Here is a 24,825-nt window from a genome sequence, read left to right on the forward strand (position 1 = left end):
GTCGGTGAGGACGGCGGGGTGGATGCCGCGGGCCAGGTCGCGCAGCTCCTGAAGGGCCACCTTGATCTCGCCGTGGGCCTCGTCGACCATCCGGGCGGCCGCATCGGGATCATCCGTCAGCTTCTCCTTCGCCAGCCCCAGGCCCATCGCGAGGGCGACCAGGCGGGCCTGCGCGCCGTCGTGGAGGTCGCGTTCTATCCGGCGCAGGTCGGCGGCCGCGGTGTCCACGACCACGCCCCGGTCCGACTCCAGCTCCGCGATCCGCCGTTCCAGCTCGTCCGAGGGCGACAACATTCCGCGGACCATCGCTCGGTCCACGGTCGTGAGCCCCCGGGTGATGAAGGGGAGCACCGGCCACAGCACGAACAGACTGACCAAGGTCAAAGCGAACGTCAGCACTCCCCACGGCAGCCGGACGAATCCATACAGCAACGACCGCCAGCCCACCGGATCTTTGAGCCCCGACCACAGCCGGCCGAAGAGCCCGTCCCCCCGGTGGGCGCGCGCCGACGGGCTCGGTTCGTCGACCCGCACGCCGAGCATCGACCGAGCACGCCGGCGCTCCAGCCGGCCCAGCAGCCGCGCGGCCTTGAGCCCGCCGACGAGCAGCGGCAGGCCGATGACCGTGACGGACAGACCCGCGCCGACAGAGATCACCACGACCGTGCAGACGAAACCGGCCACGGCCAGCGGCAGGTTGGCGAGAAGATACGCGACCTCCCGCCAGGTCCACCGGTCGACGGCGAAGCGGGCGGGCGGCAACCGGTCGGGGCCCGTCACGGAAGGGGTCATGGTCATACCGACAGCCTGCCGGGCGGCTCCCTCGCACGCCATGGGGCTCATGGGAGGGGTGAAGTAGGGATAACCCCACCCGATGTCCGACGCGGCTGCTTACGCTCCCTTTAGCAGGCCCTAGACTCCCGTCCGTACAGATAGGGGACAGACGGCGCGGCGACGAGGGAAAGAGGGGCGGGCATGGCGGACATGACCGGCGTGACCGACGTGGCGGTGGGCGTGCCCGGCGTGGTGGTGGAAGGGCCTCGCGTCCTCGCGGGGGGCGAATCGTACTTCCAGAGCTACTCGGTGATCGGCCTGCTCGCCCTGATCGGCGTGCTGTTCGTCGCCGTGGCCTTCGGAGCCGGCCGCCTTCTTCGGCCTGTCGTCCCCACCCCGGAGAAGCTGCTCACCTACGAATGCGGCGTCGACCCGGTCGGTGAGGGCTGGGCGCACACCCAGATCCGCTACTACGTCTACGCGTTCCTGTACGTGATCTTCGCCGTCGACTCCATCTTCCTGTTCCCGTGGGCCACGGTGTTCGCGGCCCCGGGATACGGCGCGACGACGCTGGTCGAGATGTTCGTCTTCCTCGGCTTCCTGGCCGTGGGTCTGCTCTACGCATGGAAGAAGGGCGTTCTCGCATGGGCCTGACGAGCCGGCCGACCCCCGCGTCGCGGCAGCCCGAGACCCCGCCCCCGGACGCGGCCGAACCGGTCCTCCTCCCCGAGCCGAAGCGCCTCGGCGTGCTCTCCCGGCTCGCGCCCGAGCCGATGAAGGTGGTCCTGAACTGGGGCCGCCGCTACAGCCTCTGGGTCTTCAACTTCGGACTCGCCTGCTGCGCCATCGAGTTCATCGCCGCTTCCATGGCGCGTCACGACTTCATCCGGCTCGGTGTGATCCCCTTCGCCCCCGGGCCCCGCCAGGCCGACCTCATGATCGTCTCCGGCACGGTGACGGACAAGATGGCCCCGGCCGTGAAGCGCCTGTACGAACAGATGCCCGAGCCGAAGTACGTCATCTCCTTCGGCGCGTGCTCCAACTGCGGCGGCCCCTACTGGGACTCGTACTCCGTCACCAAGGGCGTCGACCAGATCATCCCCGTCGACGTGTACGTACCCGGCTGCCCGCCCCGGCCGGAGGCGCTGCTCCAGGGCATCCTGAAGCTCCAGGAGAAGATCGCCCGCGAGTCCCTCGCCGAGCGGTACGCCCCCGGAGCACCCGGTGGCGGCCCGTCCACCGCGGCCCTCCGCAGCGGCCTGGTCGCCGGCCCCACGACGCCGGGGGAGACCCAGCGATGAACGACCACGACGTGGCGTCCGCCGCAGCGGCCCACGATCGGCTGCCGGACGGCGTCACGGAGGTGTTCGGCGACGAGGCGACGGCAGAGTCCGCCTACGACCTGCTCACCGTCGACGTCCCCGCCACGGCCTGGACCACCGCGCTGCGGACCGCCCGCGACGTGTTGGGCTGCACCTACTTCGACTGGCTCAGCGCCGTCGACGAACCCGGTGCCGGCTTCCGTGTCTGCGCCCATGTCGCCGCCCTGGGCACGGGCAGGGTCCGGCGGCTGATGGTACGGACGACCGTGCCGCACGAGGCCGCCGTCCTACCCACCGCCGTCGACGTCTACGCGGGCGCGGAATGGCACGAGCGGGAGACGCACGAGATGTTCGGCATCGCCTTCGAAGGGCACCCGCATCTCGTCCCGCTGCTGCTGCCGGAGGGCTTCGAGGGGCACCCGCTGCGCAAGGACTTCGTCCTGGCGGCCCGCGTCGCCAAGGCCTGGCCCGGGGCGAAGGAGCCGGGGGAGTCCGAGCACGGCGGGCCCAAGCGACGCACGATGCTGCCGCCCGGAGTCCCCGACCCGAACGAGTGGGGCCCGCTCAAGGGGCAGCTGCCCGCCGCCGCGGCCCGCCCGGCCCGAGCGGCCCGCTCCGCAGCCGACCGCCCGCCCCGCCGTGCCCGCAGCGCGAGCGAGGGCTCCGCCGCCCAACGCCCCGGTACGACCGCCGCGACGCCTGCCCCCGGGGCCCCCGCGAGGCCCTCGGGCGAGACGGCCGCAGGAGCCTCGGGGGAGGGGGCTGCGGAGAAGCGCGGCCCGGCGGACTCCGCGCCCGAGACGCCCCGTACGGCCTCCGCTCCCGACGTACCGCCGGAGGGTTCCGCCGCCGAGGCGCCGCCGGCTGCGGACACGCCTTCGGCCGCCCGCCCCCGCCGTTCGCGCTCCGGGTCCCAGGGGTCGGCCGGCCGGCAGCCGCCCCCGGACGCCGCCGCGACCGGCTCGGCTGGGGAGCGGTCTGCCCGTCCGGCCCGCCAGGACCGCCCCGCCCGCCGTTCCCGCTCGGCCTCCGACGGTTCGGCCAGCCAGCGGTCGGCGTCGGACGCGTCGGGCGCCCCCGCGCCTCCGGTCAGGGGCCGCACCGCGGACGCTCCGTGGCACCACGCCCGACCGGCCTTCGACGAGCCGGAGGCCGCGCCGTCGCCCGAGGGCGAAGGCGCGGGCGCGGGCGCGGGCGAGCCTGCGTCCCCGGACAACGTCATCCCGAACGAGGCCGTCACCGAGGAGGCGCCCCCGAACGAGGCGGCCCCCGGCGATACGCCCCCCGACGGGGCCGCCCCTGACCGCACACCGTCCGACCCGGACCGCCCCGCTGGAGGGGATACCGAGTGAACGACGCTCTCGACGTCGCCCTCCGCCTGGCCATCGTCTTCGTCGTGTTCCTGGTCGCCCCGCTCCTCGTGGGGCAGACCGAGCACAAGGTGATGGCCCATATGCAGGGCCGGCTCGGCCCCATGTACGCAGGCGGCTTCCACGGGTGGGCCCAGCTCGTCGCGGACGGCGTGAAGTTCGCGCAGAAGGAGGACGTGGTCCCGGCCGCCGCCGACCGCCGGGTCTTCCAGCTCGCCCCCGCCGTCGCCCTCCTGCCCTATCTCCTCGTCCTCGCGGTCATCCCCGCCGGGCCCAAGGACGGTGCGGTCGGCCAGGCCGTCGACGCGGGCGTCTTCTTCGTGCTCGCGGTGATGGGCGTCGGCGTGCTGGGCTCGCTGATGGCCGGCTGGGCCTCCGCCAACAAGTTCTCCCTGCTCGGCGGAGTCCGTACCGCCGCCCAACTGCTCTCCTACGAGCTTCCGATGCTCCTCGCCGCGGCCTCCGTCGCCATGGCGGCGGGGACGGTCTCGCTCTCCGGCATCCTCCAGGCCTTCGAGTGGTGGTGGCTGCCCTGGCAGATCATCGGGGCCCTCGTCTTCTTCGTCGCCGGCCTCGCCGAGCTCCAGCGCCCCCCGTTCGACATGCCGGTCGCCGACTCCGAGATCATCTTCGGCGCGTACACCGAGTACACGGGCCTGCGTTTCGCCCTGTTCCTCCTCGCGGAGTACGCGGGCATCGTCATCCTGTGCGCCCTCACCACCGTTCTCTTCCTCGGCGGCTGGCACGGCCCCTTCGGCGACGACGGGCTGGGCTGGTTCTGGACCCTCGTCAAGACCGCCCTCCTCGCGTTCGTCATCATCTGGCTGCGCGTCAGCTACCCGCGTCTGCGTGAGGACCAGTTGCAGAAGCTCGCCTGGACGACCCTCGTCCCCCTCGCCCTCGCGCAGATCGCGCTCACCGGCATCGTGAAGGTGGCGATCAACCAGTGACTCCGCTCCCCGGTTCCGGTCTGGCCAAGGGCCTCGCCGTCACCCTGCGCACCATGACGAAGAAGACCGTCACCGCGCAGTACCCCGACGCCCAGCCCGAACTCCCGCCCCGCACCCGCGGAGTCATCGGGCTGTTCGAGGAGAACTGCACGGTCTGCATGCTCTGCGCCCGCGAGTGCCCCGACTGGTGCATCTACATCGACTCGCACAAGGAGACGGCGCCGCCCGCCGCCCCCGGCGGCCGGGAACGCAGCCGGAACGTCCTCGACCGGTTCGCCATCGACTTCTCCCTCTGCATGTACTGCGGCATCTGCATCGAGGTCTGCCCCTTCGACGCGCTGTTCTGGTCACCCGAGTTCGAGTACGCGGAGACCGACATCCACGAACTCACCCACGAGCGCGACAAGCTCCGCGAGTGGATGTGGACCGTGCCGGAGCCGCCCGCCCTCGACCCCGGAGCCGAGGAGCCGAAGGAGATCGCCGCCGCCCGCAAGACCGCGGACAAACTGGCCGCCCGGATTCCACAGACCGACCCGGACTCCCCGCCGGAGCCGACCGAGGAGAAGGGAGGGACCCCGTGATGTCCACAGCAGCCGCGGCGGCGGCGTCGGCGCAGGCCGCCGCGACCACCTCCACCGCGCCCACGAGCACGGTGACGACCGCGGTGTCGAACACACTGGCCGCCGGCGGCCACCCCGGCTTCCTCTCCCCGACCGGCGTCGAGATCGCCTTCGTCGTCATCGGCCTCGTCACCCTCGGCGCCGCCGTCATGACCGTCACGACCAGACACCTGGTGCACGCCGCCCTGTGGCTCGTCGTGGCGTTCGGCGGACTGGCCGTCGAGTACCTCCTGCTCACCGCGGAGTTCATCGCCTGGGTCCAGGTGCTCATCTACGTCGGTTCCATCGTCGTGCTCCTCCTCTTCGGACTGATGCTGACGCGGGCCCCCATCGGCCGCTCCCCGGACGCCGATTCGGGCAACCGGTGGGTCGCGCTCGGTGTCGCGGGTGCGGCGGCCACCGCGCTCGTCTGGGTCGTGGCCGACGCCTTCCGCACCACCTGGATCGACCTCGACGGACCGGCCCAGGGCTCCACCGACGTCACCGGCGCCTTCCTGTTCCGCAACTGGGTACTGCCCTTCGAAGCACTCTCCGTCCTGCTGCTCGCGGCCCTCGTGGGCGCCATCGTCCTGTCCCGTAAACGCGACGCCGACACGACGGTCCGCCCCGAGACGGAGGGCCCGGCCCCCTCCGGCTCCTCCGGCCGCTTGGGGCAGGAGGGGCCAAGCTGATGCACCTCGCCTATCCCGCCGTGCTCGCCGCCCTCCTCTTCTGCACCGGCCTCTACGGCGTCCTCGCCCGGCGCAACGCGATACTCGTCCTGATGTCCGTCGAGCTGATGCTCAACGCCGTCAACCTCAACCTCGTCGCCTTCGACGTATGGCTGCGCGACACCCTCCACTCCGGCCAGGCCCTCACGCTCTTCACCATCGCCATCGCCGCCGCCGAGATCGGCATCGGGCTCGCGATCGTCCTGGCCGTGTACCGCAACCGGGGCTCCTCCGACATCGACCGGCTCCGCGACACCGCCGAGACCGACGACGCCGAAACGCTCCCCGACAGCTCGGACACCGCGTCGGCGGCGCGGGCGGAGGGCCCGGGAGACGCGCAGGACGCAGCAGGCCCGAAGAGTGCGAGCACCGCGCAGACCGGGAAAGCGAAGAAGGCAGGGACCACCGCGTGATCACCACGACCCTCGCCGCCCTCGTCCCGCTCCTCCCCTTCCTCGGGGCCGTCGCGGGACTCGCCGTCGGCCGCAGCGCCCCCGGCTTCGTCAGGCCCCTGGCGGTCCTCCCGACCCTCACCGCGGCCGTCCTCGCCGCGGTCGTCGCCGTCCGTCAGGGCGGCGGCCGCGCCATCGACGCCGCGACCCAGCTCACCCCCACCGGCTCCGTCCCCATCGACCTGGCCCTGCACCTCGACGGCTTCGCGGTCCTGGTGGCCGCCCTGGTCGGGCTCGTCGCCACCTGCGTACAGCTGTACTCCACGGCCTACCTCCGCGGCGACGCCCGCTACCCCTCCTACGCCGCCCTCGTCTCCCTGTTCACCGCGGCGATGTTCCTGGTCGTCTACTCCGGCGACCTGATGGTGCTCCTGGTCGGCTGGGAGATCATGGGCATCTGCTCGTACTTCCTCGTCGGCCACTACTGGGAGACGCCCGAAGCCCGAGCCGCTTCCCTCAAGGCCTTCCTGGTCACCAAGCTCGGCGACGTCCCCTTCCTGATCGGTCTGTTCGCCCTCGCCGCCGACACCGGCAGCTTCCGGATCACGGAGATCCTCGCCGCCGTCGACCACGGAGGACTGGACCACCCCACCCTCATCGCCCTGCTGCTCCTCGCGGGCGTGGCCGGGAAGTCCGCCCAGTTCCCGCTGCACACCTGGCTGCCCGACGCGATGGCCGGCCCCACCCCCGTCTCCGCGCTCATCCACGCCGCGACGATGGTCGCCGCCGGCATCTACTTCGTGGCCCGGCTGCTGCCCGTCTTCGCCGCCTCCGCCGCGGCGCTCGTCGTCCTCGCCGTGATGGCCGCCGTCACGATGATCGGCTCCGGGCTCGCCGCCCTCGCCCAGGACGACATCAAGCGGGTCCTCGCCTACTCGACCATCGGCCAGCTCGGTTACATGTCCGGGGCCCTGGCCGTCGGCGACCGCGGAGCCGCCGTCTTCCACCTCCTGTCGCACGGCGCGTTCAAAGCGGTCCTCTTCCTCGCCGCGGGCGTCGTCATCCACGCCGCCGGCACCAACTCACTCGCCGCCATGGGCCAGATGAGCGGCCTCGCCCGCCGCGTCCCGGACGCCTACTGGACGATGACGGTCGCCCTCCTCGCCCTCGCCGCCATTCCGCCGTTCGCCGGCTTCTTCTCCAAGGAAGCCGTCCTCGTCGCCGCCGAGCACACCGCGCTCGGCGAGCGGACCGTCGCGCCGGCGGCCGCCGGATGGACGATCCTGATCGCCGGGCTCCTCGCCGCCGTCCTCACCGCCGCATACGCCGTCCGCCTCTGGCTCCTCGCCTTCCGGGGCCGCGGAACAGACGTGCCCGACCACGGCAGGCAGCCCCTCGCCATGACCTCCGTCCTGTGGATTCTGGCCGCCCCCACCTTCGCCTTCGGTCTCACCGCCGGTGCGATCGGCGACTGGTTCGACGGACACGGCCTCACCCCGTCCCTCACCACCGCCGTCCTGTCCACGGGCGTCGGCCTCGCCGGCGGCCTCGTCACCTACGGGGCGTGGCGGCACGCCGCCGCTCTCGCCACCCGCGCCCCGATCGGCGCCGTCGCCGCCCACCCCGGCGCAGAGCCGGCCCTCGTCGAAGCCGAGGCCATGACGTCCCACACCGCCGCCTACGGCACCATCGCGGACGCCCCGAGCCCTGGCGACCCCGGCAGGCTCCTGCTCGGCCCCCTGCACCGCCACGCCGTCACCGGCTTCCACCTCGACGCCCTGTACGCCGCGCTGTTCGTCCGCCCCGTCCAGGCGGCCGCCCGCCTCGTCCGCTTCCTGGACCACGAGGTCGTCGACGCCTACGTCCGCGGCTCGGGCGCCACCGCACGGCTCCTCGGCGCCGCCGTACGCCGCGCGCAGACCGGCAACGTGCAGACCTACCTCGGCGCGCTGCTCGCCGGGACCCTCGTCCTGGCGATCGCCGCCGTCGTCTTCGCCAACGTCAACGCGGGGTCGTGACCGTGCTCGATATCAGCGCATCCGTGATGCAGTTCCTTCTCGCGTTCATCGTCGTCGCGCCGCTCCTCGGAGCCGCCGCGGCCCTGCTCCCCGCCCCGCCCGGGCTGAAGGGGAAGAGCCCCGGCCAAGCCGTGCTCCGCCACGGCGTGACGGTGACCGGTGCGGTCCTCGCCGCGGCGATCGTCCTGGCCGCGGGCTTCGACCACGACCGGCCCGCCACGATGCAGGCGACCACCGACATCAGCTGGATTCCGGCGCTCGACGTCCGCATCCACCTCGGCATCGACGGCATCTCGCTCCCCCTCCTGCTCCTGACCGCGCTGCTGACGTTCCTCTGCGCGCTGTACAGCTACTTCAAGCTGCCCGCGGGCCCCTCACCGAAGGCGTTCGTCGCCCTCGTCCTCGTCCTGGAGTCCGGCACCCTCGCGACCTTCGCCGTGCTGGATCTGCTGCTCTTCTTCCTCGCCTTCGAGATGGTCCTCATCCCGATGTACTTCCTCATCGCCCGCTGGGGCGGCGAGGCCAGGCGGCCCGCCGCCTGGAAGTTCATCCTCTACACCCTGCTCGGCTCCGTCGTCATGCTGCTGGGCCTGCTCCTCATCGGGCTGAAGAGCGGCACCTTCGACATGGTGGCACTCGCCACTGACAACGGCCGCGGCCTCACCACATCCGTGCAGGTCACCGCCGTCCTGGCGATCGGTCTCGGCCTCGCCGTCAAGACCCCGATGTGGCCCCTGCACAGCTGGCTCCCGGACGCCCACACCGCCGCGCCCACCGTCGGGTCCGTGCTTCTCGCGGGCGTCCTGCTGAAGATGGGAACGTACGGGTTCGTCCGCATCCTGCTCCCCATCGCGCCCGACGGCATGCACACCTTCGCGCCCTACCTCGCCGCGTTCGCCGTCGTCGGCATCGTCTACGGGTCCCTCGCCTGCCTGGCCCTCGCCCGCACCGGGGCCAAGGGCGACCTCAAGCGGCTCATCGCCTACTCCTCCGTCGGCCACATGGGCTTCGTCCTGCTCGGCATCGCCACCATGACCCCCACCGGAGTCAACGGCGCGCTCTTCGCCAACATCGCCCACGGCCTCATCACCGGGCTGCTGTTCTTCCTGGCCGGCGCGGTCAAGGACCGCTACGGCACCGCGGACCTCGACACGCTCGCCGGCGCCACCGGGGCAGCCCTCTACGGCCGGGCCCCCCGCCTGGGCGCGCTCCTCGCCTTCGCCGCGGTCGCCTCGCTGGGCCTCCCCGGACTCGCCGGTTTCTGGGGCGAGATGCTGACCCTGTTCGGTGCGTACAGCCCGGCCGAAGGGCTGAGCCGCCCCGCGTTCCGCACCTTCATGGCGATCGGGGCGTTCGGCACCCTGCTCACCGCCGCGTACATGCTCATCGTGGTCCGCCGGGTCTGCATGGGCGAACACGCGCCCCACTCGGCCCTGTCGCCCAGCCCCCGGCCCACGCCGACGGCGGAGGACCAGCAGCCGACGGACGCCGCCCGCCCGTCGGACACGCCCCGGTCCGGAGCCGACGCGTCCGCGGCCGCCCCCGCCCGACCGGCCGCCGCCACCCCGCAGCTCGCGGACATCCAGCCGTACGAGGCCGCCGCCTGGACCCCGCTCGCCGCCCTCACCGTCCTCGCCGGACTCTGGCCCGCCGTGCTCCTCGGCCTCACCGACCCGGCCGTGCAGAAGCTCCTCGCAGGAGGCAAGTCGTGACCGCCGACCTCAGCGCCCTCACGGGCGGCGCCGACGCGCACGGCGCCGCCCCGGGGCTTCTCACGGCCGCGGCCGACACCCCCAGCCTCGTCCAGTCCATCGACTGGCTCGCCGTCGCTCCCCCCACGCTCACCGCGCTGGCCGCCCTGATCGTCCTCGTCGCCGACCTGTTCCTGCCCGCGCACCGCAAACGGCTCCTCGGCCTCGTCGCCCTCACCGCGCCGGCCGTCGCCCTCGCCCTCCTGATCCCGCTGCGCGCCGGGGACCGGTCGACCTTCTGCGTCACCACCGGGACGCAGGCGTGCAGCTACACCGCCGACCACTTCGCCCTGGTCATCCAGGCCCTCGTCCTCGGCGGCGCGTTCCTCGCCGTCCTGCTCTCCCTCGACACCACGGGCAGGCTCCCGGCGGGCGAGTACTGGTTCCTGATCCTGGCCTCTGCGGCCGGCGCGGCCCTCCTGCCCGCCGCCCGTGACCTCGCCACCCTCGTCGTCGCCCTCGAAGTCGCCTCGCTGCCCGCCTTCGCCCTGGTCGGCATCGTGCGCGGCGACCGGCGCTCCTCCGAAGCCGCGCTGAAGTTTTTCCTCTCCTCCGTCGTCGCCACCGCCGTCATGCTGCTCGGCGTCAGCTTCGTGTACGCGAGCACCGGCACCCTGCACCTCACCGAGATCGCCGCCCGCCTCGACGACGTCGCCCCGGCGCTCGACACCCTCGTCAAGGCCGGCGTCGCCCTCACTCTCGTCGGCTTCGCCTTCAAGACCGCCGCCGCGCCGTTCCACTTCTGGGTCCCCGACACCTACGTCGGCGCGCCCCTGCCGATCGCCGCCTACCTCTCCGTCGTCGGCAAGACCGTCGGCTTCTCGGGGCTCATCCTGGTCGCCGTCGTCGCGTTCCCGGCCTATGCCGACGTGTGGGGCCCCGCTCTCGCCGTCCTCGCCGCGCTCACCATGACCGTCGGCAACGTCGCCGCCCTCCGCCAGAACGCCACCCGCGCCCGCAGCGCCGTCCGCCTCCTGGCCTGGTCCTCCGTCGCCCAGGCCGGGTACCTCCTCGTCCCGGTCGCCGCCGCCGCGTACTCCAGCGACCAACAGATCGGCTCCACCGTGGCGTACGCCCTGATGTACGCCGTCGTGAACCTGGGCGCGTTCGCCGTCGCCGCCCTCGTCGCCCGTACGCACCCGGGCAACCGCGTCGCCGACTACCGGGGCCTCTACGCGACCCGCCCCCTCGTCGCCCTGGCCCTCGGCTTCTTCCTGCTCTGCCTGGCCGGCCTGCCGCCCGGCGTCATCGGGCTGTTCGCCAAGGTCGCCGTCTTCTCCGCCGCCGTCGACGCGGGCCTGGGCTGGCTCGCCGTCGTCATGGCCGTCAACGTGGTGATCGCCCTGTATTACTACCTTCGGTGGACCGCCCTTCTCTTCCGTGATCCGGAAACGACCGAGCCGGCCGTCAAGACGGCTGCCCCCACGCCATGTCGTTCTCGTGCGGTCACCCCCCTGACCACGGCGATCGTCCTCACCGCCGCCGCCGGAATCCTGCTCTCCGGCGCCCCCCAGCTCGTCCTGCGCTTCGCCGCCGTCAACCTTTTCTGACCAACGGAAGACCGGCTTGCCCACGGCCCCCCGGTCAGGGCAAGGTCTTGGCTGCATACGTCACGTAAAAGGCGGAGACGTGCGAGCGGGTCACGAGGAGAGTGCAGTGCTGAACGGGTTCAAGGACTTCATCCTGCGGGGAAACGTCATCTCGATGGCGATCGGACTCGCCGTCGGAGCCGCCTTCACCGCGGTCGTCACGGGCTTCAGCAACGCCTTCATCACCCCGCTGATCGGCCTCGCCACCCGAGGCTCCGGAGACTTCAGCAAGGCCTTCTTCAAGGTCGACGGGGTCACGTTCCCCTACGGGCTCTTCATCAGCGCCGCCATCGCCTTCGTCATCACCGCCGCGGTCCTCTACTTCTGCGTGGTCGTCCCCATGGCCAAGGTGCAGAACCGCTTCGCCAAGGAGAAGGAGGAGGCGGTCGACATCAAGGCCGCCCTCCGCGACTGCCCGCGCTGCTACAGCGAGATCCCCGCGGTCGCCTCCCGCTGCGGTCACTGCACCAGTGAGGTCGTGCCCGACCCCGAGGCGCTCACCCTCGCCAAGCTCCCCGCCCAGCAGCACTGACCGCCCCCTCTCCGAGAGACCCGCCCACCACCCGTACGGCTCAGCGCCCCTTCCGTACGGGTCCGGAGCCCGAACCGGCCGGAAAGCGCCGGGCGGGCCCCGGCCTGTGGCCGCACGCACAAGGGAACTAGCTCCTGCCGCCTGGCGTTGACCAGTACAGGAGGCTCCACTGGGGAGTGGAGCACCACCACGCAAAGGGTTCCCCTGCCGCACCACTTGGAGGGCGTACCGTGCACCGCCGGCACAACGGGCTGAGAACCGCCGTACTCCTCGGAGGACTGTCCGCACTCATCATCGTCATCGGCAGCTTCTTCGGCCGTACGGGGCTGCTCGTCGCGCTCCTGGTGGCCGTGGGCACCAACGCCTACGCGTACTGGAACAGCGACAAGCTGGCGCTGCGGGCGATGCGCGCCCGCCCCGTCAGCGAGTTCGAGGCCCCGAAGCTCTACCGCATCGTCCGGGAGCTCTCCACCGAGGCCCGCCAACCCATGCCACGCCTCTACATCTCCCCGACGCAGGCGCCCAACGCGTTCGCCACCGGCCGCAATCCGCGCAACGCCGCCGTCTGCTGCACCGAGGGCATCCTCCAGATCCTGGACGAACGGGAGTTGCGCGGTGTCCTGGGCCACGAGCTGAGCCACGTCTACAACCGGGACATCCTCATCTCGTCCGTGGCCGGGGCGCTCGCCTCCGTGGTCATGTTCCTGGTCAACTTCGCGTGGCTCATCCCGGTGGGCCGCTCCAACGACGACGAGGGGCCCGGCCTCCTCGGCATGCTCCTGATCATGATCCTGGGGCCGCTCGCCGCCTCCGTCATCCAACTGGCCGTCAGCCGCTCCCGGGAGTACGAGGCCGACGCCTCCGGAGCCCAGCTCACCGGGGACCCGCTCGCCCTCGCCAGCGCTCTGCGCAAGCTCGACGCCGGGACGAAGCAGCTGCCGCTGCCGTCCGAACCGAAGATCGAGACCGCGAGTCACATGATGATCGCGAATCCCTTCCGCCCCGGCCAGGGGATGGCGAAAATGTTCTCCACGCATCCGCCGATGGCGGAGCGTATCGCCCGACTGGAACAGATGGCAGGTCATCGCCCGTGAAAACCCTTCTGAACGTCATCTGGCTCGTCCTGTGCGGTTTCTGGATGTTCCTCGGCTACCTGCTCGCGGCACTCCTGCTCTGCGTCACCGTCATCGGCATCCCCTTCGGCATCGCCGCCTTCAGGATCGGCGTCTACGCCCTCTGGCCGTTCGGCCACACCGTCGTGGACCGCCGGGACGCCGGCTCGCCCTCCTGCGTCGGCAACGTCCTCTGGCTGGTCCTGGCGGGATGGTGGCTGGCGCTCGGCCACATCACCACCGGCATCGCTCTGTGCGTCACGATCATCGGCATTCCCCTGGGGATCGCCAACTTCAAGCTGATCCCCGTCTCCCTCATGCCCTTCGGCAAGGAGATCGTCCCCACGGACCAGCCCTTCGCCGCGGCCTGAAGAGCGCCAGCACAGCCCCTCGGCCCGACTCCGCACCCCTTCCCCAGGCAACCGAATGCGTGCGCGCGGCGTCTTTGGGTGTCACGACGAAACAAGGGGTAGGTACGGCCGCATGGGCATCATCAGTTGGATCATTCTCGGGCTGCTCGCCGGAGTCATAGCCAAAATCCTGCTCCCGGGCCGCGACCCGGGCGGCATCGTCGGCACCACCCTCATCGGCATCGCCGGGGCCTTCGTCGGAGGCTGGCTCTCCGGCCGGTTCCTCGACCGCCCCGTCACCAACGACTTCTACGACACCGCCACCTGGCTCGCCGCCGTCGCCGGTTCGCTGGTCCTGCTCATCGTCTACCGCCTGCTGTTCGGCAACAGCCGCGAACGCCGCTGACAGGAGGACGGAGACCGGGTCCCGGGGCCCGTCAGCTCAGCCCGGTCTCCCGCAACGTCAGGTTCAACCGGCCGGCCCGCATCCCGGCAGCCGGGTCGGCCGAGCCCGCGTACACCTTCGGCACCCCGTGGAACGCCGACCGCGACGGCCCGCCGAACACGAACAGATCCCCGGACGCCAACTCCACGTCAGTCCAGGGCCGCCCACGCCCCTGCGTGTTCCCGAAGCGGAACACGCACGCGGCCCCGATGCTCAACGACACCACAGGAGCGTCCGACCGCTCCTCCTTGTCCTGGTGCATGCCCATCCGCGCGGTGTCCTCGTAGAAGTTGATCAGCGCGGTGTCCGGAGCGAACGCCTCCGCCGCGCCCGCGTCCCCGTAAGCCTCCGCCACCGCCGCACGCCCCAGGTCCCCCAGCCAGGCGGGAAACGCGGCCACCCGCGCGCCGTTCACGTCGTCCGCCGTGCGCGCATAGCGGTACGGCTGCCAGTGCCACCCCAGGCACACCGTCCGCACGGACATCACCCCGCCGCCGGGCAGCACGGTGCGCCGCAGCGGGACCGGGCCACGGGCCCACTCCCGGCACGCCGACACCAACGCACGCCGGCGCTCCACCGACAGCCACCGGGGCACATGCACGGCCCCCGGCGCGACGACCCGCCGCGGCCGCTCGAACAGACCGTCCGGCGCCGGCGGGACACGCGCCACGGCTCAGCCCGCCCCGCCCTCGAGCCGCAGCAGCAGCTTCTTGCGCTCCAGCCCGCCCGCGTACCCCCGCAGCGCCCCGTCCGCGCCGATCACCCGGTGGCACGGGCGGACGACCAGCAGCGGGTTGCGGCCGATCGCCGTGCCCACCGCCCGCACCCCCGCGCCCGAGGCGCCGACCCGCGCGGCGATGTCCCCGTACGACACGGTCCTGCCGTACGGGACCGACTCCAGGGCCTCCCAGACCCGGCGCTGGAACTCCGTGCCGACGCCCGCGTCGAACGGCACGTCGAAGCGGGTCGAGCGCCCGGCGAAGTACGCCTCCAGCTGTCCTGTCATCCGGGTGAACGCCTCCGGCGCGTGCCGCCAGCCGTCCTGGACGACTGCGCCGCCCTTCTGGCCGGGCACCGACAGGGAGCGCAGCCGGACCCCCGCGCCCCCGGCCGCTTCCGCGTCGTCCGACGCCGCGCCGACCAGCAGCAGCTCACCCAGCGGGCTGTCCACCCGCGTGTACACCGTCGTCACGCCCACGCACTTCCCTCGCCGCCGAACCACGGTCCGCCGCTCACGCCTCGCGGCCGACGCGGTGGACCCGTACCACCCAGTCTGCGCCCGCCGGCACCGTGCCACCGGCGGTATTCGGACATCGCGCCCGGGGCCCGCGGCCGACCGGCGCACACGAAAGGGCACGCCGTCGAGGTCGTCCCCCGGCGGCGTGCCCCGCTCGGCCGCCCCGCTCCGACCACGCCCGCGCGGGTCGGGGCGGCCCGCTACCGGTAGTTCACGAACTGCACCGCGAAGTCGAAGTCCTGCCCCTTCAGCAGCGCCTGCACGGCCTGAAGGTCGTCGCGGCTCTTCGAGCTGACCCGCAGCTCGTCGCCCTGGACCTGCGCCTTGACGCCCTTCGGGCCCTCATCGCGGATGATCTTCGCGACCTTCTTGGCGTTGTCCTGGGAGATGCCCTCCTCGATCGTCGCGAAGATCTTGTACTCCTTGCCGGAGAGCTGCGGCTCGCCCGCGTCCAGCGACTTCATCGAGATGCCGCGCTTGATCAGCTTGGACTGGAAGATGTCGAGGATGGCCTTGACCCGCTCCTCGCCGTTCGCCTCCATCAGGATCTTCTCGCCCGACCACGAGATCGAGGCGCCCGTGCCCTTGAAGTCGTAGCGCTGGGAGATCTCCTTGGCGGCCTGGTTGAGGGCGTTGTCGACCTCCTGCCGCTCGACCTTCGAGACGATGTCGAAACTGGAGTCGGCCATGACGTGTGGCTCCTTGCGTCGAATGCGTGGGATACAGCGCAAAGCCTAAGGGCTGGCAGGCCGTCCCTCCCGGGCGCTCGGCGACGCCGCGGAAGCCTGGTCAAGCGGTCGCAACGTCCGGATACATCCCGTATACGCGGGCCTCTCGCCCCGCGGTGTCCTCGCGTCCGGCAGCCGCCGATCAATGAGGTGGCGAAGCACCCCTGACCATCAGGTAGTGTTTACGTCGTCGCCAAGGAGCTCACCACCAGAGATCCGACGCGTCGTTCGAGGCGGTGTGCCCGAGTGGCCAAAGGGAGCAGACTGTAAATCTGCCGGCTCAGCCTACCCAGGTTCGAACCCTGGCGCCGCCACAGAACGGAAAGCCCCGCCTGACCAGGTATTTAGCCTGGTCAGGCGGGGCTTTCGCTTTGGCTGACGCACCCGCGCTCAGGCAGCGCGAAACGGACCTTGTCTCACCTTGTCCCGCCTCAATCCCACCCCTGATCAGCGTGTGTCCCCCAGGTGTCCCCCGGGGGAGAGGCAGCCTCTACTCGGGCTCGTTCCACTCCCTCATAGCCGCGTCGATCCGATGGTTCGCACGGTCCTGTGTCTGGGCCAGGACTTTGGCGTAGACCCGGAACAGGACCGCGATCGTGTGGCCGGCCCGTCGCGCGCACTCCATCGGGTCCACCCCCGAACTCAGCCAGAACGAAACCCCGGCGTGACGCAGGTCATAGGGACGGCGAACGAGCGGGGAGGCTGCCTCATCTTCGCTGAGGACGTCCTGCCGGGCCTTGGCCCAGACTTCGCCGTATCCCGTTTCCTGAAGGAGTCCGCCCCTGCTCGTACGAAACAGCCGTCCGTCCGGCGCGGTGCCCTGCAAGGCGATGTGCTCCCTGAGCAGCCGCACGAAGTGCGGCGGGATCGGCACGGGACGGGAGTCCTTGACTGCCCGTGCCTTCAGGTGACGATCCTCGTGCGCCCGCCCATCGTTCGTCCAGCCCTTGCCGGCGCGGACGGCACCTTGCCTCAGCGTGAGAACGCCCCACCCTGTCTCGGGAAGGTGGCACTGTGCCCGACGGAGCGCCGTCGCCTCAGCCGGACGCATGGCCGCGTAGTAGAGGCACCCAAAGAACGCTTCCAGGTGTGCGCCGCGTGCCCCCTGCTCCCGCACACCCTTGAGGAGCGCTCGCACCTGACGCGGGTTCGCCACGCTCTCCGGATCAAGCTCCTCAGCGGATTTCGGGGCGACCCACTTCACCGTGGTGAGCGGGTTCACGGGGGTGGTGAAGTAGCGCTCCTCCACGGCGAGCCCCAGCACATCACTAAGGCAGGCACGCTTGCGCCGGGCGGTTCGCGGCGCGGCAGGCTTGCCGTCGAGCTTCAAGCCCAGTGCATCCAACGCGAGACGCACCGTGGCTGACTCCTCCAGAGCCGACACGGGCAGCGAGTTCTTCTCCAGCCACCGCAAAGCCGCTGTGACGTCCTCGGGGTGCTCGTCCTCCCACCGGTTCCGGTTGTAGGCCCACCCATACAGAGCCCGGCGGAGAACTGCGGGGTCTGGACTGCCCGCCCTGGTCTTCACGAGCGCCGGGGTGATCGTAGCCAGGGCATCCGCGTAGTTCTTGCGGGATTTCGCCGGGGCAGTCGCCCACTTGCGCTCGATGTAGGCGCGAGTGTGCTCGTACCAAGTCACCGACCCATGCTGAGCGCGGATCTCCGAGACCGGGAGGCCCGTCTCCTCGTCGAACTGCTCACCGCGCCGAACGGCCGACATCAACTCAGATCGTCGACCGTCCGCCTGAGCCTTGAGCTGGTAACTCTTCGAGTGCTTGCGCTGGCCGACAAGCCAGCGGAGACGGAAGGGCTTGGGGCGGTCGCGGCGTACCTCGATCGCGTACAGCCGTACGTCGTACGTGAGGGACATGGCTCTCCAGATGGCGCGGGGCCCGCCTGGTGGCGGGCCCCGCGTGTTCGTCTACGGGCGGATGTGGTTAGGCGGCGGCCTGCTCGTACTGGCGGAGCCAGTCGTCCAGGTCGGCTCGACGCACGCGGACCTGATGGTTCGGGAGCTTGATGACCTTCGGGGCGAGGCCCCGGGCGCGCATGCGGTAGAAAGCCGCTCGGCTCATGTCGAGTTCGGCGAGGACTTCGGGGAGCTTGAGCATCTGAGGGCGGGCCATGGTGCGACTCCTTGGGGAAGCAGCTCGTGTCTTCTCTTCTGAGGGATCCGCAACGTCCGCCACGCCGCCACATCGCAGGTCAGGGGCCTGTGTTTGTGGCGGATGGCGGTCGTGTGGCGGATAGGTGCCGCCACATCCGGGGGTGTGGCGGCACCTGGTGGCGCTGGGGGTCAGCCCGCGACGGGGAAGAGCGGTGTGGCGGTTTCCGCAGGCGTGTGGCGGGTGGATGTGGCGGTATCCGCCACGGATTCACCCCCGCTGACCTGCGGTGTGGCGGACGTGGCGGATGTTGCGGATCCCTCGGGGGGCGGGGGGCAGTACCGCGTCCAGGCGTCCGTGAGGTCTTCCGCGTAGTAGCCCTTGGGGGTACCGGCGGGGGTACGGATGCCGCGCGGCTTGATGGGCTTGATGGCCGGGGTGACGTACTGCCCGAGGAGCTTGGCGAGCGTGCGGGAGTTCAGCGGCTTGTCGTCCAGGTCGCCCCAGGGGGCGTCGTCCATGCGGAGCAGGATTTCGAGGATGACGGCGGTGGGCACCCGGTCCGCGCCGCAGAACACCTTGTCGCGCAGGTCGGTCAGCAGCCGGACACCCAACGATGCTTCGTCGTTGTCCTGACCGGCGTTGATCAGGTCCAGGCAGGCGGCACGGGCCCGCGCGGGCCAGGTTCCGCCGGCCGCGTCCGCGACGGCGAGCAGCGGCTCCCACACGTCGGCGGGCCGGTCGGTGACCCCGTCGGGCATGTCGGGCCAGGCGTTGGCGACCTGGTCGCGGACGGTGTCGGCCCACTTCGCGACCTGGTCGCGCAGGGCGTGGCCCTGCTTCTCGTGGATGCGCTGGCGGTAGGGCTCGACCTTCTCGTTGGGGGCCCGCTTCCGCATCCGGATGATGACCGACCGGGTCAGCACGGTGTCGGGGAGGGAGCCGAGCCCCGCCATGGCGACGGCGCAGTAGGAACCGAACACCTGGGCGTTTTGGTTGGAGCCGTCCCCGACGCACCGCAGGGCCCCGCCGATGCGCCGGTATCCGGCGTTCAGGAACCCGCGCAGCGCCTCGTCCGCCCCGGCCTTGGGGCCGAAGATGGTGTCCACCTCGTCGAACAGGACCGTGGGCAGTCCCTCGGCGGAGTCGACCAGCCGGTAGAGGGCGTTCGCGGACGCCGACACCGTGCTCATGGGGCGGGGGGTGAGCAGTTCCACGATCTCCAGCGCCCGGGACTTCCCCGACCCCGGTTCCGGGGAGAGGAACGCGATGCGCGGGGTGGTCTCGAAGCAGTCGATCAGGTGGGCGTGGGCGTCCCACAGGGCGACCGCGACGTAGGCGGACTCGGTGGGGAAGACGTTGAACCGGCGGTGGAAGGCTTCCACCGCGTCGAGCAGGGCGGCACCGTCGATGGGTGCCTTGGACTGCTGGGCAGGGGTGTTCATGCGGCGTTCCTCCGGTGCTGCTCGGTGTGCGGGCAGTGGTCGACGCGGGCGCGGGTGGTGAGGTCGGTGACGCGCTCCCGGCCCCGGGCGCGTTCGTGGTGGCCGCAGGCGCAGAGCCAGTCGGCGGCGGGGATCTGGTTGCGGCCCAGCCCGCGCACGGTGAGGCCGGGGCGGATGCCGGTCACCGTGACCGTGTGCGGGTCAGGGCGAACAGCAACGCGGACGCCTCCGGCGACGCCTTTCGGCTCGCCACCGGTCACCGGTGCTGCGGCGGCGTTGGCGGCCTGCGGGTTGTTCGGGGTGGCGGGCAGGCTCTTAAGGCGGGGATTCCTGGGGGTGGTGGTCATGCCGGCCGCCCGAGGTTGTTGGCGATGGACCAGTTGAGAGCGCTGGTCACGGCGGCGCGGCACTCGTTCTCTCGCAGTCCGGCCGCTAATCCCGCCGAATTAAGAGCCTGCTCCACCTCATGACGGGCGAGGTCGCCGGACGGGATGAACCGCCCCAGAGCGCGGGCGGCCCGCACGAGCGTCCAGTTCCGCACACCCTCCCCGGCCCCTGCGACGGCCGCCGTTTCGGCCCTGAGAGCCGCTGCCGCGTACCGAGAAGCCCGAACCGGCACGGGCGCGGCCATCAATGCCTGAGAGGGCTGACGGGGTCTCAGGAGGTCGTGCAGCCACTCCGGGAGTGGTGCGGGCTCGGTGGGGTCGGCCACCTCGTACGTACCGTTCGGGAGGGTGCTGCCGGCGGTGACGACGTAGCCGCCGTGGGCGCGGGTGTCGATGTGGGTGCCGAGCCTGCCTGCGCTGTTGCCGAGCCGGGCCCCGGTGGGGGCGGTGAAGTACAGGTGGTGCCCGCCGCTCGCGGTCCGGGTCCGGTAGGTGGCGGGGACGGTCTGCCCGGCGCGCTCGCAGAGCGCTTGCAGGGAAGTGACGCCGTCAGGCGTTCCTTTCGGGTCCTTCGCCTTGACCGGGTCCAGGTCCACCACGACCAACCCGGACGGGCCCGTGGCCAGGCCGACGTTGAACGCGCCAGCCGACCACGCCCGGCGGATGCGGTCGCGATCGGTCGTGGCCCGCTGCTCCCACTTCCGGTGGCCGGTCGCACAGTCGCCGGTACCGGGGCAGGCGGTCTCGCCGTGGAGAGCGGGCCGCTTGTCGGCCGGCCGCAGGGGGAAGACGTGCCAGCCGCGTTCGGCCGCGTCAAGGGCTGCGTTGAGGAGGTGGGTGTTCACGCGGCCACCGCCCACGGGTTGGTCCAAGCGGCGGGGAGGGCTCCGAGGAGTTGTCCGTAGGCGTGGTGTGCCTGGCGGGGGATGACGCCGTTGCCGAGGATGCGGAGCTGTTCCTTGCGCGGGATGCCGAGGACGGCGGTGACCCAGCCGGCGGGCAGGCCCATGAGCCATTCCGTGAAGAACGGCGACAGGCGGCGGTTGCCCCGCGTGCCGGGTTCGGTGGGGCAGGGGGCGGGGCGGCCGGTGATGTGTTCCCAGCGGCGGATGGCGGGCCCGTAGTCGATGCCGTCGGTGGAGATCCAGCTCCCGCTGTAGGGGAGCCGGTTGACGACGAACTCGTTCAGCGGGCGCGCGTTGCGCTCCAGCAGGTTGGAGGCACCCGACCGCCAGTCCCTGGCTGCCGGTGTGGGGACCAGCCTCAGGACTCGGGCGGGGGTGCCGGAAGCCGGGTCACTGCGGTGCGCAGGTTCAGCCCACCCTTGCGCTTGGGAGACGTGCCGGGTCCGCCAGTGCCGTCCGAGGTGGTGGGGGTCGGCATCAGCGGGATGGGCAACTGCGAACCACCGGTCGCGCTCGTGCGGGGCCCCGACTTCGGGGTCACCAGCTCGTAGACATGTCCACCGGACGCCATACCCGATCGCGGCCAGGTCCTGGGCGACGACGTCCAGCCCCCGCGAGCGGAGCGCCGCCACGTTTTCCAGGAAGACGTAGCGCGGTCGAATGACGCCCACAGCCGCAGCGACGTTCTTCCAGACCCTCGACCACTGGCCACTGATCCCATCCTTCCGTCCGGCGTTACTGATGTTGCGGCACGGGAAACCGGCCCCGACGATCTCGGGCCGGTAGAGGTCACGGACCCGCTCCCAGTCGGCGCGGGTGATGTCTCCCAGGTTCGGCACCCCGGGGTGGTGGGCGGCGAACACGGCGGCGGCGTAGGGGTCGTTCTCGGCGTAGGCGACCGGCACCGCGCCGATACCCGCACCGAGCGCGGTCTCCAGGCCGCCGTAGCCGGCGCACAGCGCCACGGCTCGTAAGGTCCCGTCCGGCACTCGCCGGATGGGGGTGGGTTGGGTCATGCTGGTGTCTCCAGTTCTGTGAGAAGTGCTGGCAGACGAGGGCGGCCCCAGTTCTTTGGCGAGACGCGGGGGTCGCCCTCGTGCATGTCAGAAAGGCGGTTCGTTGCTCCACGGGTCGCGGTCGGCCCGGCGGCGGCGGGGGATGCGCGGGAGTCGGAGCAGGGTCCAGCGGCGGGTTTCGTCCCAGCAGGTGCAGGGGTCCCACTCGGTGCCGGCGTACTCCCCGTTGTGGTCGCCGTAGTCGTAGGCGAACCCGCCCTCGCCCTCGCAGCGGGGGCAGTCGGGGCAGGGGGTGTCGGTCAGGGTCAGGGTCCGGCGGTCCCAGCCGGTGAGCTGGAGGCGCAGTCGCACGGGGTGGTGCTCCTCAGATGTTGGGGATGGCGTCGATGAGGGCGGTGGCCATCTGGTTGATGGGTCCGGCGGCTCCGGTGGAGGCGAGGAAGAACCCGAACCCGGCGGCGGTGAACGCGCCGCCGGGCGTGAGGCTGCCGGACCGGAGCAGGAAGAACAGGACGAGTCCGAAGAGGGCGACGAGGGACAGGGTCACTGCCATGGGGTGGCCTTCCGGTCGGTGGCGTGGGGTCGTGTGCCGGCCGCGTGGATGCTGCGGCTGTTGTTCAGCAGCCGTCGCCCGATGCGGAGTCGGGCGCGGGTGCCGTGGCAGCGACGGCAGAGGGTGACGGTGCGGCGGCGGGTGCGGACGCCGATGCCGGAGCACTTCCGGCACGGGGCGAACGGCCGGACCGCGCACAACACTGCGTAACCGGCGGCGGTGAGGAGGATGAGGAGGCTAGCGAGCGCCACGAGGGGCTCACATCCCTTCGTCAGGCGGGTTTCCGGGTGTTTCCGCAGGTGGGCTGCTAGACGCTAGGTCGCAGCTCAGGGCGGGTGTGGGGTGCTAGCGGGGGTGCTAGACCTAGCAGCCGGGGGTGCTAGGTCTAGCAGTCCTGCTGGGGTCAGGCAGCGGCCTTGCTCTGGTTACGGCGGGTGATGGCGGCGGTGATGTCGGCGCGGTCGATGCCGCGCCGGTTCTTGCCCTCGCCGGTGTCGGTCTGGCCCCAGACCTGCCCGGCCTTGATGCCGTGGGGCTTGAGGGCGGCGGTGACGTTCTCGCCCTTCCACCCGCCGTAGACGTCCGGCTGCGCCGCCGCGAGCCGGGTAGCGATCCGCTCGCACCACACGGACTTCTCGTCGGACGCGATAACGGCGAGGACGTCGGCCAGCACATCGGACTGCCCGGACTTCTCGGGCCCGTGGCCGATGGCGTGGCCGGTGACGTTGCCGTACTCCTCGCGGACCTGGCGGGCGCGGGCGGCGATCTGCTCGGCGGCCACCGCGTCCACGAACGCGGACGCCACGATGCGCGGGTCGTCTCCTTCGCCGGCCATCCAGCAGATGCCCCGGTCGGAGCGGGAGAACATGGTGGCCCGGTACCCGGCCTTGTACATCGAGGTGCCGAGCACCATGTCGTTGGCGGGCTGTCCCATGACCTTGAGGCAGAAGCGCAGCACCGCGTTCGCGCTGATCCCGGTGGGCAGCGACTTCGCGTCCGGGCGCTGCGTCCCGAACAGGGTCACGATCCCGAGGGCCGGGCCTCGCTTGACGAGGTCGGTGCAGATCGCTTCGATCTCCTTGCCGTGCTCCTCGTGCTCGAACGGCACCTGACACTCGTCGAACCCGGCCACGATCGGGTGCAGCCCCAGACTCTTGTCGCTGGCCAGTTCCGGGGTGACCTTGGATTCCGGGCAGCGGGAGCGCGGCAGGGACTTGATGACCTTCGCCCGCCGGCGCAGCTCCTCCTTCAGCTCCCGCAGCGCGTCCAGGACGTATTCGATGTCGTCGTTCTCCTCGCCTGCCCGGTAGCGGTGGCAGACGGGTTCCAGGGCTCCGAAGTCGCCGGTGCCCTTGAAGTCGAACGCGTGCAGCTCGGCGCGGGGGTCGAGTGCGGCGATGAGGAGGAACAGCCGCATCAGGAACGTCTTGCCCATGCGGGGGATCGAGCCGACGACCACGGCGGCGAACATCAGCGTCACGGACACGTCGCGCATGCGCTGGTCGTTGCCGAACACCACCGGCTTGAAGAGGTCCACCTGCCCGGTCTTGAGGAGGGGCCAGGCGGGTTTGGTGGTCTCGTTCATCGGCTTGTCCCCCACCCACAGCACCAACCGCCCCTCATGCTCGGACGGATCGGGGGAGGGCCAGACGCAGCCGACCTTGCGCCGCAGCCCGGACGCCAGCGGCTTGCGGGCCTCCATGATGTCCTCGGGCGTCACCCCGTACGGGAGATCGAGGTCGGCGCGGTAGCCGGGGCCGTCGCGGACGATCTCGCTGGTGAAGCGCAGCCCGTTCATGTCGCCGCCCTTCTTGATGGCGGCGCTGATCCGGCTGTTCCCGATGGAGTCGAGACCGCGCAGCACGATCGACCCGGTGAGCTTCTGCACCTCCGTCTTCAACACGGCGGGGCCGATGACCGGAGCGTCGGGCTGCTGACCGGCCATACCGAGGAGCAGCACACCGCCGGCCGCGAACGCGTACATCAGCGCGGGGGCCATGACGTAGAGCCAGAGGGCGAAGCCGACGCCGAACACGGCGGCGACCAGGGTGACCAGGCCGCGCAGCCGGACCCGTCCGGCCCGCAGCCGGGACAGGCGCATGTACTCCTCGACGTCCTCGGCGCGGACGGCGGCGGCCCGCAGGGGGGCGGCTTCGCGGTCCCAGATCCACCGGTTGGTGGTGGCGATGAACCGGCAGGCCCCCCGCGGCGACATCAGCGCGAGACGCCCGGCGTAGACCGGGAGCCGCACGCCGTGGAAGAGGGCGCTGTATCCGGCGTTCGCGCCGGCGTGGCGGGCGGTGGCGGTGAAGTCGCGCCGGTCGGTCAGCCACCCGGCCAGGACCGGCTTGCGCTTCTCCACGCTCACCTTCGGCTCCGGCAGGGCGGGGTTGTCGACCGCGACGGGCACGGTCGTTTCGTGGTCGTCGTCCAGGTCGGGGACCGGCCGCAGATGCGCGGCCGGTGCCGTGGTGTCCGTCATGCTGGTACTTCCTCCTGCTCGATGGTTCGGGAC

At 71.4% G+C, this 24,825-nt stretch carries 28 protein-coding genes and 1 tRNA gene; 15 read left to right on the plus strand and 14 right to left on the minus strand.

Annotated features, from left to right (window positions below; all coding sequences use genetic code 11):
- On the minus strand, positions 1-798 hold a 798-nt coding region (locus tag V9U70_RS16005), incomplete at its 3' end, for a sensor histidine kinase (protein WP_336675865.1).
- A gap of 177 nt (positions 799-975) precedes the next feature.
- On the opposite strand from V9U70_RS16005, the gene V9U70_RS16010 reads away from it, so the two are divergent.
- The 14 genes from V9U70_RS16010 to V9U70_RS16075 all read left to right on the plus strand — a co-directional run bounded on the left by V9U70_RS16010 (position 976) and on the right by V9U70_RS16075 (position 13,896).
- Positions 976-1,428 (plus strand): NADH-quinone oxidoreductase subunit A, encoded by a 453-nt coding sequence (locus V9U70_RS16010; protein WP_336675866.1) that lies wholly within the window; start codon positions 976-978, stop codon positions 1,426-1,428.
- A complete protein-coding gene (locus tag V9U70_RS16015; RefSeq protein WP_336675868.1) occupies positions 1,419-2,075 on the plus strand; it encodes an NADH-quinone oxidoreductase subunit B in 657 nt (218 codons plus the stop codon). Before V9U70_RS16010 ends, V9U70_RS16015 begins: the two co-directional genes overlap by 10 nt.
- Positions 2,072-3,448 carry an NADH-quinone oxidoreductase subunit C gene (locus V9U70_RS16020; protein ID WP_336675870.1) on the plus strand — a complete coding sequence of 459 codons (1,377 nt, stop codon included), beginning with the start codon at positions 2,072-2,074 and terminating at the stop codon, positions 3,446-3,448. The genes V9U70_RS16015 and V9U70_RS16020 overlap by 4 nt, the downstream gene beginning before the upstream one ends.
- On the plus strand, positions 3,445-4,416 hold the full coding sequence (locus tag V9U70_RS16025) for a complex I subunit 1/NuoH family protein (RefSeq protein ID WP_336675871.1): 972 nt from the start codon (positions 3,445-3,447) through the stop codon (positions 4,414-4,416). Before V9U70_RS16020 ends, V9U70_RS16025 begins: the two co-directional genes overlap by 4 nt.
- Positions 4,413-4,997, plus strand: a complete 585-nt coding sequence (locus V9U70_RS16030; RefSeq protein ID WP_336675873.1) for a NuoI/complex I 23 kDa subunit family protein — start codon at positions 4,413-4,415, stop codon at positions 4,995-4,997. The genes V9U70_RS16025 and V9U70_RS16030 overlap by 4 nt, the downstream gene beginning before the upstream one ends.
- Positions 4,997-5,707: an NADH-quinone oxidoreductase subunit J family protein gene (locus tag V9U70_RS16035; protein ID WP_336675874.1), complete on the plus strand. Its 711-nt coding sequence runs from the start codon at positions 4,997-4,999 to the stop codon at positions 5,705-5,707. Before V9U70_RS16030 ends, V9U70_RS16035 begins: the two co-directional genes overlap by 1 nt.
- Complete coding sequence (nuoK, locus tag V9U70_RS16040) at positions 5,707-6,159, plus strand: NADH-quinone oxidoreductase subunit NuoK (RefSeq protein WP_336675876.1); 453 nt, start codon at positions 5,707-5,709, stop codon at positions 6,157-6,159. Before V9U70_RS16035 ends, nuoK begins: the two co-directional genes overlap by 1 nt.
- Positions 6,156-8,156, plus strand: coding sequence for an NADH-quinone oxidoreductase subunit 5 family protein (locus V9U70_RS16045; RefSeq protein WP_336675878.1), 2,001 nt, complete (start codon positions 6,156-6,158; stop codon positions 8,154-8,156). Before nuoK ends, V9U70_RS16045 begins: the two co-directional genes overlap by 4 nt.
- A complete protein-coding gene (locus tag V9U70_RS16050) occupies positions 8,153-9,868 on the plus strand; it encodes a complex I subunit 4 family protein (RefSeq protein WP_336675880.1) in 1,716 nt (571 codons plus the stop codon). Before V9U70_RS16045 ends, V9U70_RS16050 begins: the two co-directional genes overlap by 4 nt.
- Complete coding sequence (locus V9U70_RS16055) at positions 9,865-11,457, plus strand: NADH-quinone oxidoreductase subunit N (protein WP_336675882.1); 1,593 nt, start codon at positions 9,865-9,867, stop codon at positions 11,455-11,457. The genes V9U70_RS16050 and V9U70_RS16055 overlap by 4 nt, the downstream gene beginning before the upstream one ends.
- Before the next feature lie 106 nt (positions 11,458-11,563).
- Positions 11,564-12,028 (plus strand): large conductance mechanosensitive channel protein MscL, encoded by a 465-nt coding sequence (mscL, locus tag V9U70_RS16060; RefSeq protein ID WP_336675883.1) that lies wholly within the window; start codon positions 11,564-11,566, stop codon positions 12,026-12,028.
- Positions 12,029-12,258: 230 nt separating this feature from the next.
- Entirely contained in the window at positions 12,259-13,122 is an 864-nt protein-coding gene (gene htpX / locus V9U70_RS16065) for a zinc metalloprotease HtpX (RefSeq protein ID WP_336675885.1), read from the plus strand.
- Entirely contained in the window at positions 13,119-13,511 is a 393-nt protein-coding gene (locus V9U70_RS16070) for a YccF domain-containing protein (RefSeq protein ID WP_336675887.1), read from the plus strand. Before htpX ends, V9U70_RS16070 begins: the two co-directional genes overlap by 4 nt.
- Positions 13,512-13,623: 112 nt before the next feature.
- Positions 13,624-13,896, plus strand: a complete 273-nt coding sequence (locus tag V9U70_RS16075; RefSeq protein ID WP_336675888.1) for a GlsB/YeaQ/YmgE family stress response membrane protein — start codon at positions 13,624-13,626, stop codon at positions 13,894-13,896.
- A 31-nt stretch (positions 13,897-13,927) separates the two neighbouring features.
- On the opposite strand, the gene V9U70_RS16080 is transcribed toward V9U70_RS16075, so the two are convergent.
- From V9U70_RS16080 to V9U70_RS16090, 3 genes are all read right to left on the minus strand, one after another.
- Entirely contained in the window at positions 13,928-14,605 is a 678-nt protein-coding gene (locus V9U70_RS16080) for an alpha-ketoglutarate-dependent dioxygenase AlkB family protein (protein WP_336675889.1), read from the minus strand.
- 3 nt (positions 14,606-14,608) lie between these two features.
- The gene (locus V9U70_RS16085) at positions 14,609-15,127 is read right to left on the minus strand and encodes a methylated-DNA--[protein]-cysteine S-methyltransferase (RefSeq protein WP_336675890.1); all 519 of its coding nucleotides are present in this window, start codon (positions 15,125-15,127) and stop codon (positions 14,609-14,611) included.
- Between the two features lie 245 nt (positions 15,128-15,372).
- Positions 15,373-15,861, minus strand: coding sequence for a YajQ family cyclic di-GMP-binding protein (locus tag V9U70_RS16090; protein ID WP_336675891.1), 489 nt, complete (start codon positions 15,859-15,861; stop codon positions 15,373-15,375).
- Positions 15,862-16,132: 271 nt separating this feature from the next.
- On the opposite strand from V9U70_RS16090, the gene V9U70_RS16095 reads away from it, so the two are divergent.
- Positions 16,133-16,214: transfer RNA gene (locus V9U70_RS16095), tRNA-Tyr, on the plus strand.
- 176 nt (positions 16,215-16,390) lie between these two features.
- On the opposite strand, the gene V9U70_RS16100 is transcribed toward V9U70_RS16095, so the two are convergent.
- The 10 genes from V9U70_RS16100 to V9U70_RS16145 form a co-directional block, all read right to left on the minus strand.
- Complete coding sequence (locus V9U70_RS16100; RefSeq protein ID WP_336675893.1) at positions 16,391-17,770, minus strand: tyrosine-type recombinase/integrase; 1,380 nt, start codon at positions 17,768-17,770, stop codon at positions 16,391-16,393.
- Between the two features lie 67 nt (positions 17,771-17,837).
- Entirely contained in the window at positions 17,838-18,026 is a 189-nt protein-coding gene (locus V9U70_RS16105) for a helix-turn-helix transcriptional regulator (RefSeq protein ID WP_336675895.1), read from the minus strand.
- A gap of 170 nt (positions 18,027-18,196) precedes the next feature.
- Complete coding sequence (locus tag V9U70_RS16110) at positions 18,197-19,450, minus strand: DUF3631 domain-containing protein (protein ID WP_336675897.1); 1,254 nt, start codon at positions 19,448-19,450, stop codon at positions 18,197-18,199.
- Positions 19,447-19,797, minus strand: coding sequence for a hypothetical protein (locus tag V9U70_RS16115; RefSeq protein WP_336675899.1), 351 nt, complete (start codon positions 19,795-19,797; stop codon positions 19,447-19,449). Before V9U70_RS16115 ends, V9U70_RS16110 begins: the two co-directional genes overlap by 4 nt.
- A complete protein-coding gene (locus V9U70_RS16120; RefSeq protein ID WP_336675901.1) occupies positions 19,794-20,681 on the minus strand; it encodes a bifunctional DNA primase/polymerase in 888 nt (295 codons plus the stop codon). Before V9U70_RS16120 ends, V9U70_RS16115 begins: the two co-directional genes overlap by 4 nt.
- Positions 20,678-21,757: a DNA cytosine methyltransferase gene (locus tag V9U70_RS16125; RefSeq protein ID WP_336675903.1), complete on the minus strand. Its 1,080-nt coding sequence runs from the start codon at positions 21,755-21,757 to the stop codon at positions 20,678-20,680. The genes V9U70_RS16120 and V9U70_RS16125 overlap by 4 nt, the downstream gene beginning before the upstream one ends.
- Before the next feature lie 87 nt (positions 21,758-21,844).
- Positions 21,845-22,108: a hypothetical protein gene (locus V9U70_RS16130; protein WP_336675905.1), complete on the minus strand. Its 264-nt coding sequence runs from the start codon at positions 22,106-22,108 to the stop codon at positions 21,845-21,847.
- 13 nt (positions 22,109-22,121) lie between these two features.
- Positions 22,122-22,310: a hypothetical protein gene (locus V9U70_RS16135; protein WP_336675907.1), complete on the minus strand. Its 189-nt coding sequence runs from the start codon at positions 22,308-22,310 to the stop codon at positions 22,122-22,124.
- On the minus strand, positions 22,301-22,561 hold the full coding sequence (locus V9U70_RS16140) for a hypothetical protein (RefSeq protein ID WP_336675909.1): 261 nt from the start codon (positions 22,559-22,561) through the stop codon (positions 22,301-22,303). Before V9U70_RS16140 ends, V9U70_RS16135 begins: the two co-directional genes overlap by 10 nt.
- A gap of 152 nt (positions 22,562-22,713) precedes the next feature.
- Entirely contained in the window at positions 22,714-24,792 is a 2,079-nt protein-coding gene (locus V9U70_RS16145; protein WP_336672947.1) for a cell division protein FtsK, read from the minus strand.
- Positions 24,793-24,825 lie beyond the last annotated feature (33 nt).

Origin of the sequence: Streptomyces pratensis, from assembly GCF_037137275.1 — a bacterium.
Taxonomy (GTDB): Bacteria; Actinomycetota; Actinomycetes; order Streptomycetales; family Streptomycetaceae; genus Streptomyces; species Streptomyces pratensis_B.